The sequence below is a fragment of the Pseudomonas sp. K8 genome (assembly GCF_014889455.1).
In the GTDB taxonomy this organism is placed as follows: Bacteria; Pseudomonadota; Gammaproteobacteria; order Pseudomonadales; family Pseudomonadaceae; genus Aquipseudomonas; species Aquipseudomonas veronii.
This window is the reverse complement of the sequence record NZ_VJWO01000009.1, coordinates 106,445-119,106: the sequence shown is the minus strand read 5'-3', so window position 1 is coordinate 119,106 and position 12,662 is coordinate 106,445. Positions and strand designations below refer to the sequence as shown.

Here is a 12,662-nt window from a genome sequence, read left to right as displayed (position 1 = left end):
GGCAATCGCCTGCAGAACCCTGCCGCCGCTTCGTCTAACGGGAATAGCGCTCGCTTATAACCGCCACTTATCGACCAATATCAAAACTTTTTGATATTGGCCTTGCGATGATTTCCACCCGTCACTAGACTGCTGGCCTTATGAACTTACCCGTGCCCTCCCTGCGTCCCGACGATGGCGATGAACTGGCTGCCTTATGCAAGGCCGCTGGCGATCCGTTGCGCCTGAACGTCTTGCGGGTGCTGGCCAACGATTCCTTCGGCGTGCTGGAACTGGCGCAGATCTTCGCCATCGGCCAGTCGGGCATGAGCCATCACTTGAAGGTCCTGGCCCAGGCCGACCTGGTGGCCACCCGCCGCGAAGGCAATGCGATTTTTTACCGCCGTGCCCTGCCCCACACCGAGTTGCTCGGCGGCAAGCTGCACAGCGCGCTGCTGGAAGAAGTGGACAACTTGAGCCTGCCCGGCGACGTGCAATCACGCATCGGCCAGGTTCACGGGCAGCGTGCGGCGGCCAGCCAGGACTTTTTCTCACGGGTCGCCGAGAAGTTTCGCGCCCAGCAAGACCTGATCGCCGGCTTGCCGCAATATCGCGAAAGTGTACTGGCGTTGTTGGACAAGCTGAGCTTCAGTCATAAAGCGACGGCCCTGGAAGTCGGGCCTGGCGATGGCGGCTTTTTGCCGGAACTGGCGCGCCGCTTTCAACAGGTCACGGCGCTGGACAACAGCCCGGCGATGCTCGAACTGGCACGCCAGCTGTGCGAGCGCGAGGCCTTGGGCAACGTCAGCCTGCAGTTGGCCGATGCCCTGAATGACACCAGCCTGCGGGCCGATTGCGTGGTGCTGAACATGGTCCTGCACCATTTCGCCGCCCCCGCCGACGCCCTCAAGCAGATGGCGAATTTGCTGCAACCCGGCGGTAGCCTGCTGGTTACAGATTTATGCAGCCACAACCAGAATTGGGCCAGGGAGGCCTGCGGTGATCTCTGGTTGGGTTTTGAACAGGACGATCTGGCCCGTTGGGCCACCGCTGCGGGACTCGTTCCCGGGGAAAGCCTCTATGTAGGTTTACGTAATGGTTTCCAGATCCAGGTCCGCCATTTTCAGCGACCGGCTGGCGACACTCACCATCGGTAAATATCAGGAAAACATCGAGATGAGCGAATACTCCCTTTTCACCTCCGAGTCCGTGTCTGAAGGGCATCCGGACAAAATCGCCGACCAGATTTCTGATGCGGTGCTGGACGCCATCATTGCTGAAGACAAGTTCGCCCGTGTGGCGTGCGAGACTCTGGTGAAAACGGGCGTGGCGATCATCGCCGGCGAAGTCACCACCACGGCCTGGGTCGACCTGGAGCATATCGTCCGCGAGGTGATCACCAACATCGGCTATAACAGCTCCAACGTCGGCTTTGACGGCGCGACCTGCGGCGTGATGAACATCATCGGCAAGCAGTCCCCGGACATCAACCAGGGTGTTGACCGCGCCAAGCCAGAAGACCAGGGCGCCGGCGACCAGGGCCTGATGTTCGGCTACGCCAGCAACGAAACCGACGTGCTGATGCCAGCGCCGATCACCTTCTCGCACCAACTGGTGCAGCGCCAGGCCGAAGCCCGCAAATCCGGCCTGCTGCCGTGGCTGCGTCCGGACGCCAAGTCCCAGGTGACGTGCCGTTATGAAGGCGGCAAAGTGGTCGGTATCGATGCTGTCGTGCTGTCGACCCAGCACAACCCGGACGTTTCCTACGCCGACTTGCGCGAAGGCGTGATGGAGCTGATCGTCAAGCACGTGCTGCCGGCTGAACTGCTGAACAAGGACACCCAGTTCCACATCAACCCGACCGGCAAGTTCATCATCGGTGGCCCGGTGGGCGACTGCGGCCTGACCGGGCGCAAGATCATCGTCGACAGCTATGGCGGCATGGCCCGTCACGGCGGTGGCGCGTTCTCCGGCAAAGACCCATCCAAGGTTGACCGTTCGGCGGCCTACGCCGGTCGCTACGTGGCCAAGAACATCGTCGCCGCTGGCCTGGCCGAGCGTTGCGAGATTCAGGTGTCCTACGCCATCGGCGTGGCCCAGCCTACGTCGATCTCGCTGAACACCTTCGGCACCGGCAAGATCAGCGATGACAAGATCGTCAAACTGGTGCGCGAGATCTTCGACCTGCGCCCTTACGCGATCACCACCATGCTCGACCTGCTGCACCCGATGTACCAGGAAACCGCGGCCTACGGCCACTTCGGCCGTACCCCGGCGCAGAAGACAGTCGGCGACGACACCTTCACCACCTTCACCTGGGAAAAAACCGACCGCGCCAACGACCTGCGTATCGCTGCCGGCTTGTAATCGCTTGCGCTACCCAAAGCCCTGCCGGGTTCGCCCGGCGGGGCTTTTTATTGTCGGGAGATTCGCCTCGGCGTTCACATTTTTTGGATCCAAACCTTGCAGGCTAAATAGTGGCCCACTAGAATCCGCGCCCTCTCGGGCCCTCCACCTTATTCTGGATATTGCACTGCGCCGGCCCGGGACTCATCAGCGCGCAGGCAATCGGACATTGAGGTTTTCATGCAAATTTCCAAGCTCGCCCCTGCCGCCCTGCTGCTCAGCCTGTTTGCCCTGCCGGTGAACGCCGCCGACCTGAGCGCACTGAGTGGCGCACTGAGCTCCCAGCTCGGTGGCGGCAACTCCGGCGACTGCCAGCAGCATGCCAAAGACCTGCAAACCAAGATCGACGCGGCCAATGCCAAGAACGACGCGTTGAAAGTGAAGGCCTTCGAAGCTGCGCTGGAGCAGGTCAACAAAGGCTGTAACAAACTCGCCGAGTCCCAGGCCAACGTCGATGCCAAGCAGCAAAAGCAGCAGGCCAAGGCAGAAAACAACGATGCCGTGAAAGCCCTGGGTGGTCTGTTCAAGTAAGCAGAAACACCCGGTAAAAAGCCCCGCTCTGTCGGGGCTTTTTTGTGGGCGCGAAGATCCCTTAGGCTGAACGCCCCTTACCGAGCAAGGATGCTCCCGATGCGCTTGCTGATCGTTCTTTTACTCAGTGTTCTAACCGGGTTGGCCAGGGCTGAAGAGTGCCCCGATGACGCACGGGCACAAATCGGCCCGCTGGCTCGGCAAATCAGCCTTTGGGACGACAGTTACCACCGGCTCGGCCATTCGCCCATCAGCGACGAACTCTACGACCAGGCCCGCCAGCGCCTGGCTCACTGGCAGCGGTGTTTCCCGCAACCGGCGGCGGTGGCCGACAAGCCTCTGGCCAGCTCACGGGGCACCTCGCCGCACCCGGTGACCCATACGGGCCTGGACAAATTGCTCGACGAACACGCCGTCGGCGAATGGCTCCAGGTTCGCCAAGATGTGTGGGTCCAGCCCAAGGTCGATGGTGTCGCCGTGACCCTGGTGTACCGCCAGGGGCGCCTGCACCAGGTGATCAGCCGGGGCGACGGCCTGCTCGGCCAGGACTGGTCGGCCTGCGCGAAAAAAATCCCCGGTATCGTCCAGCAACTGCCGGAGCCCATCGACCTGGTGCTGCAAGGTGAGCTCTATTGGCGTCTCGACGACCATGTGCAATCAAGCCTGGGCGGGCTCAATGCGCGCAGCAAGGTGGCCGGTTTGATGAACCGTCGACAGTTGAGCGACGCCGAGGCCGCCGGGATCGGTCTGTTTGTCTGGGCCTGGCCCGATGGCCCGGCGGACTTCACCGAGCGCCTGGCCACCCTGGCAGGCTGGGGCTTCATCGACAGCCAACGCTACAGCCGGCCCATCCAGGACATCGTCGGCGCCGCCCGCTGGCGCACCTACTGGTACAACCATCCACTGCCTTTTGCCAGTGATGGCGTCGTGCTGCACCAGGCCACACGCGCACCCGCCAAGCGCTGGCAGGTCAGTGCGCCTTACTGGGCAGTCGCCTGGAAATACCCCGCCGCCAAGGCTCTCGCACTGGTACGCAAGGTGCAGTTCAACATCGGCCGCACCGGGCGCATCACCCCTATCCTGGAACTCGAACCGGTGCGCGTGGACGACCGGCAGATCAGCCGCGTCAGCACCGGCTCCCTGCAACGCTGGAAAACCCTGGATATCCGCCCCGGCGACCAGGTCGCCATCAGCCTCGCCGGCCAGGTCATCCCGCGACTGGACGAGGTGGTCCTGCGCAATGAGACCAGAGTGGACATCCAAGTCCCCAACGCCCGGGACTTTCACGCCCTGAGTTGCTGGCAACTGGACCCTGGCTGCGAAGAACAGTTGCTGTCGCGCCTGACCTGGTTGAGCGGCAACCAGGGCCTGGGCCTGCCGCATATGGGCCGGGAGACGTGGAACGTATTGATCCAGGCCGGTCTAATCGCAGGCTTCCTCGATTGGTTGACCCTCGATGCGGCAGAGCTTGCTAACATTGAGGGCTTCGGCGATCGCAGCCGTGCGCGGGTGCTCGACAGTATCCAAAGCGCGCGGCAACGGCCTTTCGCTCAATGGCTCAAAGCCCTGGGTGTACCGCCTGCGGCACGCAATAACCTGGAAGGCGACTGGCAGGCGCTGGTTGCCAAGGACACCCAAGCCTGGCTGGCCCTGGATGGCATCGGCCCGGGCCGCGCGGCGCAACTCAGCGCTTTTTTTCGCGACCCGCAGATACAGGCTTTGGCTGAGACACTACGCGTGGCCGGAATAGACGGATTTTGAACCCGACCCGGCCATCAGATTGCGACTTTGGAGCTCCATATGAAATTTTTAGCCCCTTTTGCCCTGCTGACCGTCGCATGCTTCATGGCGACGCCACTGCTGGCAGCCGAAGAAGCAACCCCGCTGACCGGCTGCGCCGCCAAGCGCCAGGCCATCAGCACCCAGATCGAACAGGCCAAAGCCCATGGCGACAGCGCACAACAGGCCGGCCTGGAGAAAGCCCTGAGTGAAGTCACGGCCAACTGCAACGACGCGGCGTTGAAAAAGGAGCGCGAAAACAAGGTGCTCGACGCCAAGCATGACGTCAGCCGCCGTCAGGCCGACCTCGACAAGGCGATGAAAAAAGGCGACGCGGACAAGATCAACAAACGCAAGGACAAACTGGCCGAGTCGCGCAAAGCACTGCAGGATGCGGTGGAAGAACTCGACCAGTAAACCGGTCAGTGGTCCCGGAACTGCTTATGACAGGCGCTGCAGGCATCTTCGACTTTCTGCACTGCAGGCGAAAGGTTACTGGCCTTGTAAGGCTGCACCTGGCTTGCGATCACCAATTCACCGGTGGCCGCTTCGAGGTCGCGGGCCATTTGCTGGAATTGCGCCTGTTTTTGCCAGACGTCGTCCTTGGCGCTGGTGTGGTCTTCCTCACGCACGCTCGGAAAATGCTTCCATGGCTCATGGGACAACGCATCGAGCTTGACCGCGCCTTCGGCGAACTTCGCGCCGTCGAACGGGATGCGCCCACGCAACATGCCACCCAGGTCTTCGCCGGTCTTGAGCATTTGCTTGAAGATCGCTTTGCGCTGGCCCAGGGGCGAATTCGGATCAACGCCGCCACAGGCGGACAGCGCCAGGCAGGCCAGCAGTACAACAGTCAGTTTTTTAAAAGTCATGGTGGCTTCGAGGTCACGGGAAACGGCGGCCAGTATCCTCGCCCCACCCGCAAAGACCAATAGCCCTATTAACGATAAGGGTTGCCCAAACGCGTCGACGCACGGGCAATCGCTTCAGGAATTGCTTGTATGAATATCGCTTTGAAACCCTGGAGCCGCCGTCTGGCGTGGGCTCTACCGATGATCGCGGTGCTGGCCGGCTGCGATGCGGGCAAGGACACGCACAAAGATGAAACAATCAAACCCCATGCGGTGGCCACCTATGTGAACGCACCGTGGGAAGCCCTGCCGGCAGTGTCCGACAGCGAACTGCTGGCCGGCTTTGAGTCCTGGCGCAGCGCCTGCCAACGCCTCAAGGCTGACCCGGTGTGGGGCACGACCTGCGCGGCGGCAACGGCGGTGCCAGGCGATGCCGCGGCGGTTCGCGGTTTTCTCAAGGAACGCCTGGACGTATTCGGCCTGCGCTCGGCCGACAACACACCGAACGGCCTGATCACCGGCTACTACGAACCCGTCTACCCCGGCAGCCTGACCGAAACCCCCACCGCCCATGTGCCGGTGTATGGCGTGCCGGACGACCTGATCATCGTCAACCTCGAAAGTATCTACCCGGAACTCAAGGGCAAGCGCCTGCGCGGCCGCCTGGAAGGTCGTGTGCTCAAGCCGTATGACGACGCCAGCACGATCAACGGCCAAGGCTCCACCGCCAAGCCGATCGCATGGCTGACTGACCCGATGGACCTGCAGTTCCTGCAGATCCAGGGTTCGGGGCGGATTCAACTGGCAGGCGGGCGCCAATTGCGCATCGGCTATGGCGACCAGAACGGCTACCCCTACCGCCCCATTGGCCGCTGGCTGGTGGAGCAAGGCGAGCTGAAGAAAGAAGACGTGACCATGGGGGCCATCGGCGCCTGGGCCAAGGCGCATCCGCAGCGCATTCCGGAACTGCTGGCGAGCAACCCCAGCTACGTATTCTTCAGCGCCCGCCCCGACAGCAACGAAGGCCCTCGCGGCTCGCTGAACGTGCCGCTGACCGCCGGCTACAGCGTGGCGGTGGATCGCAAGGTGATTCCGCTGGGCAGCCTGCTGTGGCTGTCGACCACACGGCCGGACGGTGCGCCGATCGTGCGCCCCGTCGCCGCGCAGGATACTGGCGGTGCAATCACCGGCGAAGTGCGCGCAGACTTGTTCTGGGGCACAGGGGCGGCCGCAGGCGAACTGGCAGGGAATATGAAGCAGCAGGGGCAGATCTGGATGTTGTGGCCAAAGGGCGCCGCATTACCCCAGGTACCGGATGCCCCGGCCGGCACCTGACAGACGCTGATCGACAGTGTGGGGCAAGCCAGCCCCCACACTGCGGCAAGCGTTAGATCGAGACGAAGAAGAAACTCGCAATCAGCGCCATGCCCACCGCCCACACCAGCGAGCGCAGGATGGCCCAGTCCGCCAGGTAGCAGATGATGTACAGCAGGCGGCTGGTGATAAACAGCACCGCGAGGACATTGATCGTGACCAGTTCGGCGGTGCCGGCCAGGTGCGCGATGATCACTGCGGCAGCAAACGCCGGGGTCACTTCAAAGCTGTTGAGCTGCGCGTTATGGGCGCGTTTGGCGAAGCCTTCCAGGGTATCGAGGAAGGCACGCGGGTCATGGTTCTGCCGTGGCCCGAACTTGCCGCCACTGAATTTGGCCACACCGGTACACAGGTACGGCAGAAAGATTGCAATCAATACACACCAGAAAGCGACAGTCATCACTCATTCCTTTTTTGGTTTTATCAAGGCGATCAACGCTTTATCACAAACATGCCGATCCGCATCCAGCCACAGGCTCTGCGCCCAACCGCATGGCCCAAAGCACTCAAGCGTAGCTCATCAAAACGCACACCCCCAACCGCCATGGGTTCCGTGTCGGCAGCGCGTTGATTCTGCCGCTCACTGATCCTTATTGATCCGCTGCGGATGCCTCGGGTCCGCTGCAACCTTACCCGGCAAGCTGCTTTCGCTGCGGATCTGCGCATGACTGATCAGCGCAAAGATACAGCTGCCGCCAATGATATTGCCGGCCAGGGTCGGCCCGGCGAATATCAGCCAGAAATCCTTCCACGGCAGTTCACCGGCAAATACCAGGTAAGACACTTCCGCCGAGCCGACCACGATGTGGGTGAAATCCCCCAGCGCCATCAAGTAGGTGATCAGGATGATGATCCAGAGCTTGGCGCTTTCCATCGACGGAATCATCCACACCATGGTGGCGATCATCCAGCCGGAAACGATGCCCTTGGCGAACATCTGGCCGGGGGCGTTTTCCATGACTTTGCGTCCGATCTCAAGGAAGGCCTGATCGGTCTTGGTATCGAAGATCGGCAGGTGCAGCATCACATAAGCCACCAGCAAGGTGCCGCACAGGTTGCCCACCAGCACCACCGTCCACAGCCGCAGCAAGCGCCCGGCATTGGCCAGGGTCGGTTTGCTCATCACCGGCAGCACTGCGGTCAGGGTGTTTTCGGTGAACAACTGCTGACGCGCGAGAATCACCGCCAAAAAGCCCGCGCAGTAACCGAAACTGGCGATGACTTTGAACCCTTCACCGTCCGGCAGGCGCGAGTTGAGCAGGCCCATGCCCATCAATGACAGGCCCATGGTCAGGCCGGCCGCCAGCGCCGACCACCACAATGCCGCCACCGTGCGCTCCAGTTCCTGGTCGCCCTGGGTGCGGATGATTTCATGCAGCACCGCCGCGCGGGGTGGCTGGTTCTTGTCGACGTCGTGCTGCTCTTCCTTCGACAGGTTGGGGGTCTTGCCGTCGTCGTGCGTGGCCATGATGCTCCAGAGTCCAAGGGGTGCCTGTAGCTACGACAGGCTGGAGCGATGGCTGTTCAGTGGCCTGGCAACTAAACCGGTATGCGCCAGGCCTTGGCCATCTCCACCGTGGTCGAACTGAACGGTTTTGACCAGGGCTTGTTGCGCGCGCCGTAGTGCCGAATGATCTCGTCGAGCACCCGGTTGAACGCCGCGGGGGTGGTCGCCTTGGCCAAATCCGCCGCAGCGCGTTGCAGCAGGTCGACATTGGCGTCGGTCTGGCCCGGCCGGTACAGCGATGGGTAGATGACCTCGCGGGTGAAATTTTCGGCCTTTACCGCGATGTCGCGCCGTTTCATTTCGGCGACCGCACTGGCCATGACGCTGGACATCGGCGAGGCGCCCGAAGCCTGCTTGGCCGCCACCTGCAACAACTGCTGAAAATTGCGCTGCCCCGCGGCATTCAATCGACGCCCCAGCCACTCGACGTGCTCAGGCCGGCTGGCGAGCGCATCCAGGTTACGCAGCGCGGCAGACAGCTCAGGTGTGAAGATCAGGGTGTCGTGGGCCTGGTTCACCTTGGCAATGGCACTGTCCAGGGTTTGCAGCGCTTGTTGTGCGTTCTGTCTGAACATCAACACCGCGGCGGCGGCCGGGTCTTTCTGCAAGGTTGCCTGCGCACTGGCCAGCATCGCATCGTCCATTGCCAGCACCGCGTCATCCAACGAGGCGAACGTGTGATGCTCGCGCACCGTGTCGCGTTGTTCCAAGTGCGCCGCCACGGTTTTGCGCGCCTGTGCCTGTAGATGCTGCTTGTCTTGCGCGCTCATGGTGAAATTCACGGTGCCGTTGAGCGTGCCGCGAAAGTCCCCCTTATCCGTCTTCAGCGGCAGGACCACGGTCTGCTCGGCAAACGCCTTGAGCCGCTCATTTTGATAGGCCTCGGCGGACGCATGGGGCGTTCCCGTCAGCTTGTCGACGAGGCTGCTGAAAAAACCGCCGCCTTTTTTCGGCATCGCTGCGTCTTCGGCTTCAAACTTGACGATCAGAGACTCGTGCTGGCTCAACGGGCTTTCTGCAAACGAGGGCTCGATCACCCCGGGGGCCGGCGTGTTGAGCAGCAGGCCGCCGTCCTGGAATGCAGTGGCTTCGGCGGTTTCCTGGAAGGCATGCCCCTGCTCGCCAGGGCGCTTGAAAAGCACCGGCAACGACGCCGAGATGTGCGCGGCGCGGGCGATGTCCATGTCCGGGGTCAGGCTGGCGTTGAACGTCACCAGTTGCGGGCGGCCGTCGAACATCCCTGTGCCGGTGATATTGAGCGGTTTGATCGCCGGGATATGTCGGTTCAACACCTCAAGATCGCGAAACGTCGGAGCCTCGCCGGCGCTGAGCCGGTCGGCGATTTTCATGACTTCACCAGGCCGGGTGGCCCTTGGCGTAGCGGCGATATGGGCAAGGACCGATTGGCGCGACTCATTGCGCAGCAATTGCTCCAAGGGACGCGCCTCGGTTTGCAGGCGCGGCATCATGGTCAGCAACAATTGAGAGATATTGCCCGCCGGGCCTGGCAAGCGCCGGGTGAGTTTGCCCAGGCGAGCACTGGCCTCTTGCAGCCAGGCCGTCAACGGGTCGTCGCTGTTCAACAGGCTCGGCAGGTCGATGCGGTTCGATAGCTTGCCGAAGACCTCGGCGTTCATGCCGCTGGCGAGCAACGAGGCAGAAATCGCGCCGGCGGATGAGCCGGAAATAACCTGGATACCTTGCAGCTTCCCACTGTCCTCCAGCGCCTGCACCATTCCCGGATAGGCAACGCCTTTGGCACCTCCGCCGCTGAGCACCAGATGGCTGGGCGGTGGCGGCGACAACACCACCTCCACCTGGCCGTCAATATTGCGGGAAAGACTCAGTTTGCGCGGTCCCGCGGCCTCAACCAACGTGGTTTTCACGTCTTGGCTGAGGGGGGCTTGCGATGACTGGAGCGAAAGCGGCTGCATCTGCTCAGCCGGATTGGACGACACTTTCATACATAGGCTCTCGATACAGAACGTAGTCCTGAGTCGTGAGAAAGCCTGGGAAAGATCCACGCGGAATGATTTGGTAAAGCAATCAAACCGCTGTGCGGTTACGCAGGAGGGCTGTCTTCCTTGAACTGGTCTTTCACGTATTTGATCTCGGTCCGGCCGTGAGGCGCGGGCAAACCGTCTTCGCCGAGGTTGACGAAGACCATTTTTTCCACGGTGAGGATGCTTTTGCGGGTGATCTTGTTGCGCACTTCACAGGTCAGGGTGATGGAGGTGCGGCCGAAATCGGTGGCGGTGATGCCCAGCTCGATGATGTCGCCCTGGCGCGAGGCGCTGACGAAGTTGATTTCAGAAATGTACTTGGTCACCACGCGCTGGTTGCCCAATTGGACAATCGCGTAGATGGCTGCTTCCTCGTCGATCCAACGCAGCAGGCTGCCACCGAACAGGGTGCCGTTGGGGTTGAGGTCTTCAGGTTTTACCCATTTGCGGGTGTGGAAGTTCATGGTCACTCCAAAGCGTCTTGCCGAATGATGGGCAATATCATGGCAGAGCCTGGGCGCAAGCTCTATGCGCCATTGCCTATCGCCCCCATGCGGGATCTTCATATCGCCGACAGAAAGGCTTGGGAAGTGCCGCGTACACAGCTATAATCGCACCCGCTTCAAAACGGTCATCTTCAGTTGATACCGTTCTCCCGCCACCTGTCCGAGGGGCGCTGCAGCAGGTTAGACCTGTCAGGCTCGGATGGGGCGTTGTCCGGCCTGGTTGTCCTGGCCTGATACTAAACGCACAACGGCGCCCATTCGCACACTACGAATGGAGGCTCTTCATGAGCGCTGTAATTACGCCTGCAGATTTCAACGACTACAAAGTCGCCGACATGTCCCTCGCTGCCTGGGGCCGTCGCGAAACCTTTATCGCCGAATCCGAAATGCCTGCCCTGATGGGTCTGCGTCGCAAGTACGCCGCCGAGCAACCGCTCAAGGGCGCGAAGATTCTCGGCTGCATCCACATGACCATCCAGACTGCCGTGCTGATCGAAACCCTGGTTGCCCTGGGTGCCGAAGTGCGTTGGTCGTCCTGCAACATCTTCTCGACCCAAGACCAGGCCGCCGCCGCCATCGCTGCTGCCGGTATCCCGGTATTCGCCTGGAAAGGCGAGACCGAAGCAGAGTACGAATGGTGCCTGGAGCAAACCATCCTGAAAGATGGCGCGCCTTGGGATGCCAACATGGTCCTCGACGACGGCGGCGACCTGACCGAGCTGCTGCACAAGAAGTACCCGCAGATCCTCGACCGCGTCCACGGCGTGACCGAAGAAACCACCACCGGCGTACACCGCCTGCTGGACATGCTGGCCAAGGGCGAGCTGAAAATCCCGGCCATCAACGTCAACGACTCGGTGACCAAGAGCAAGAACGACAACAAGTACGGCTGCCGTCACAGCCTGAACGATGCGATCAAGCGCGGCACCGACCACCTGCTGTCGGGCAAGCAAGCCCTGGTGATCGGCTACGGTGACGTGGGCAAGGGTTCGTCCCAGTCCCTGCGCCAGGAAGGCATGATCGTCAAGGTCTCCGAAGTCGACCCGATCTGCGCCATGCAAGCCTGCATGGACGGTTTCGAAGTGGTTTCGCCGTTCATCGATGGCATCAACGATGGCAGCGAAGCGAGCATCGACAAGGCCCTGCTGGGCAAGATCGACCTGATCGTCACCACCACCGGTAACGTGAATGTCTGCGATGCCAACATGCTCAAGGCCCTGAAGAAGCGCGCCGTGGTGTGCAACATCGGTCACTTCGACAATGAAATCGACACCGCTTTCATGCGCAAGAACTGGGCATGGGAAGAAGTGAAGCCACAGGTACACAAGGTTCACCGTACCGGCTCGGGCGATTTCGACCCGCAGAACGACGACTACCTGATCCTGCTGGCCGAAGGCCGCCTGGTAAACCTGGGTAACGCCACTGGCCACCCAAGCCGCATCATGGACGGCTCGTTCGCCAACCAGGTACTGGCGCAGATCTTCCTGTTCGGCCAGAAGTACGCCGACCTGTCGCCGGCCCAGAAAGCCGAGCGTCTGACCGTGGAAGTGCTGCCGAAGAAACTCGACGAAGAAGTGGCCCTGGAAATGGTCCGCGGCTTCGGCGGCGTGGTGACTCAACTGACCAAGACCCAGGCCGACTACATCGGCGTGACCGTCGAAGGTCCGTTCAAGCCGCACGCTTACCGCTACTAAGTAACCAGCTCCACCTGCTCTAACCTGTAGGA

The 12,662-nt window shown here is 61.6% G+C and carries 12 protein-coding genes and 1 riboswitch; of the genes, 7 read left to right on the top strand and 5 right to left on the bottom strand.

What is annotated here, in order from left to right; genetic code table 11:
- Positions 1 to 140 precede the first annotated feature (140 nt).
- The 5 genes from INT12_RS09400 to INT12_RS09380 all read left to right on the top strand — a co-directional run bounded on the left by INT12_RS09400 (position 141) and on the right by INT12_RS09380 (position 5,112).
- The gene (locus INT12_RS09400) at positions 141 to 1,136 is read left to right on the top strand and encodes an ArsR/SmtB family transcription factor (protein WP_026139787.1); all 996 of its coding nucleotides are present in this window, start codon (positions 141 to 143) and stop codon (positions 1,134 to 1,136) included.
- Between the two features lie 19 nt (positions 1,137 to 1,155).
- A complete protein-coding gene (metK, locus tag INT12_RS09395) occupies positions 1,156 to 2,346 on the top strand; it encodes a methionine adenosyltransferase (RefSeq protein ID WP_017844958.1) in 1,191 nt (396 codons plus the stop codon).
- A gap of 219 nt (positions 2,347 to 2,565) precedes the next feature.
- Complete coding sequence (locus tag INT12_RS09390) at positions 2,566 to 2,916, top strand: hypothetical protein (RefSeq protein WP_193039513.1); 351 nt, start codon at positions 2,566 to 2,568, stop codon at positions 2,914 to 2,916.
- Positions 2,917 to 3,015: 99 nt separating this feature from the next.
- Positions 3,016 to 4,677: an NAD-dependent DNA ligase LigB gene (ligB, locus tag INT12_RS09385; protein ID WP_193039514.1), complete on the top strand. Its 1,662-nt coding sequence runs from the start codon at positions 3,016 to 3,018 to the stop codon at positions 4,675 to 4,677.
- 39 nt (positions 4,678 to 4,716) lie between these two features.
- A complete protein-coding gene (locus tag INT12_RS09380) occupies positions 4,717 to 5,112 on the top strand; it encodes a DUF1090 domain-containing protein (protein WP_046381783.1) in 396 nt (131 codons plus the stop codon).
- Positions 5,113 to 5,117: 5 nt separating this feature from the next.
- Here INT12_RS09380 and INT12_RS09375 read toward each other — a convergent pair whose 3' ends face one another.
- Positions 5,118 to 5,567, bottom strand: a complete 450-nt coding sequence (locus INT12_RS09375) for a c-type cytochrome (RefSeq protein ID WP_017844962.1) — start codon at positions 5,565 to 5,567, stop codon at positions 5,118 to 5,120.
- Positions 5,568 to 5,696: 129 nt separating this feature from the next.
- Between INT12_RS09375 and INT12_RS09370 the strand changes: the two genes are divergently transcribed.
- Entirely contained in the window at positions 5,697 to 6,881 is a 1,185-nt protein-coding gene (locus INT12_RS09370) for a murein transglycosylase A (RefSeq protein WP_046487957.1), read from the top strand.
- A gap of 52 nt (positions 6,882 to 6,933) precedes the next feature.
- Here the strand turns inward: INT12_RS09370 and INT12_RS09365 are convergent, their stop codons facing one another.
- The 4 genes from INT12_RS09365 to INT12_RS09350 form a co-directional block, all read right to left on the bottom strand.
- Positions 6,934 to 7,320: an MAPEG family protein gene (locus INT12_RS09365; protein WP_046381781.1), complete on the bottom strand. Its 387-nt coding sequence runs from the start codon at positions 7,318 to 7,320 to the stop codon at positions 6,934 to 6,936.
- Between the two features lie 180 nt (positions 7,321 to 7,500).
- Positions 7,501 to 8,388 carry a formate/nitrite transporter family protein gene (locus INT12_RS09360; protein ID WP_017844965.1) on the bottom strand — a complete coding sequence of 296 codons (888 nt, stop codon included), beginning with the start codon at positions 8,386 to 8,388 and terminating at the stop codon, positions 7,501 to 7,503.
- A gap of 71 nt (positions 8,389 to 8,459) precedes the next feature.
- Entirely contained in the window at positions 8,460 to 10,391 is a 1,932-nt protein-coding gene (locus tag INT12_RS09355) for a patatin-like phospholipase family protein (protein WP_193039515.1), read from the bottom strand.
- A 98-nt stretch (positions 10,392 to 10,489) separates the two neighbouring features.
- On the bottom strand, positions 10,490 to 10,894 hold the full coding sequence (locus INT12_RS09350) for an acyl-CoA thioesterase (protein WP_017844967.1): 405 nt from the start codon (positions 10,892 to 10,894) through the stop codon (positions 10,490 to 10,492).
- A gap of 198 nt (positions 10,895 to 11,092) precedes the next feature.
- Positions 11,093 to 11,199: riboswitch (S-adenosyl-L-homocysteine riboswitch) on the top strand.
- Between the two features lie 21 nt (positions 11,200 to 11,220).
- On the opposite strand from INT12_RS09350, the gene ahcY reads away from it, so the two are divergent.
- Positions 11,221 to 12,630, top strand: a complete 1,410-nt coding sequence (gene ahcY / locus INT12_RS09345) for an adenosylhomocysteinase (protein ID WP_017844968.1) — start codon at positions 11,221 to 11,223, stop codon at positions 12,628 to 12,630.
- Positions 12,631 to 12,662: the final 32 nt, after the last annotated feature.

Coding starts and splice junctions, on each gene's coding strand:
- INT12_RS09375 (WP_017844962.1), bottom strand. CDS start 5,567: ATGACTTTTAAAAAACTGACTGTTGTACTGCTGGCCTGCCTGGCGCTG.
- INT12_RS09355 (WP_193039515.1), bottom strand. CDS start 10,391: ATGAAAGTGTCGTCCAATCCGGCTGAGCAGATGCAGCCGCTTTCGCTC.
- ligB (WP_193039514.1), top strand. CDS start 3,016: ATGCGCTTGCTGATCGTTCTTTTACTCAGTGTTCTAACCGGGTTGGCC.
- ahcY (WP_017844968.1), top strand. CDS start 11,221: ATGAGCGCTGTAATTACGCCTGCAGATTTCAACGACTACAAAGTCGCC.
- INT12_RS09365 (WP_046381781.1), bottom strand. CDS start 7,320: ATGACTGTCGCTTTCTGGTGTGTATTGATTGCAATCTTTCTGCCGTAC.
- INT12_RS09380 (WP_046381783.1), top strand. CDS start 4,717: ATGAAATTTTTAGCCCCTTTTGCCCTGCTGACCGTCGCATGCTTCATG.
- INT12_RS09360 (WP_017844965.1), bottom strand. CDS start 8,388: ATGGCCACGCACGACGACGGCAAGACCCCCAACCTGTCGAAGGAAGAG.
- INT12_RS09370 (WP_046487957.1), top strand. CDS start 5,697: ATGAATATCGCTTTGAAACCCTGGAGCCGCCGTCTGGCGTGGGCTCTA.
- INT12_RS09350 (WP_017844967.1), bottom strand. CDS start 10,894: ATGAACTTCCACACCCGCAAATGGGTAAAACCTGAAGACCTCAACCCC.
- INT12_RS09400 (WP_026139787.1), top strand. CDS start 141: ATGAACTTACCCGTGCCCTCCCTGCGTCCCGACGATGGCGATGAACTG.
- INT12_RS09390 (WP_193039513.1), top strand. CDS start 2,566: ATGCAAATTTCCAAGCTCGCCCCTGCCGCCCTGCTGCTCAGCCTGTTT.
- metK (WP_017844958.1), top strand. CDS start 1,156: ATGAGCGAATACTCCCTTTTCACCTCCGAGTCCGTGTCTGAAGGGCAT.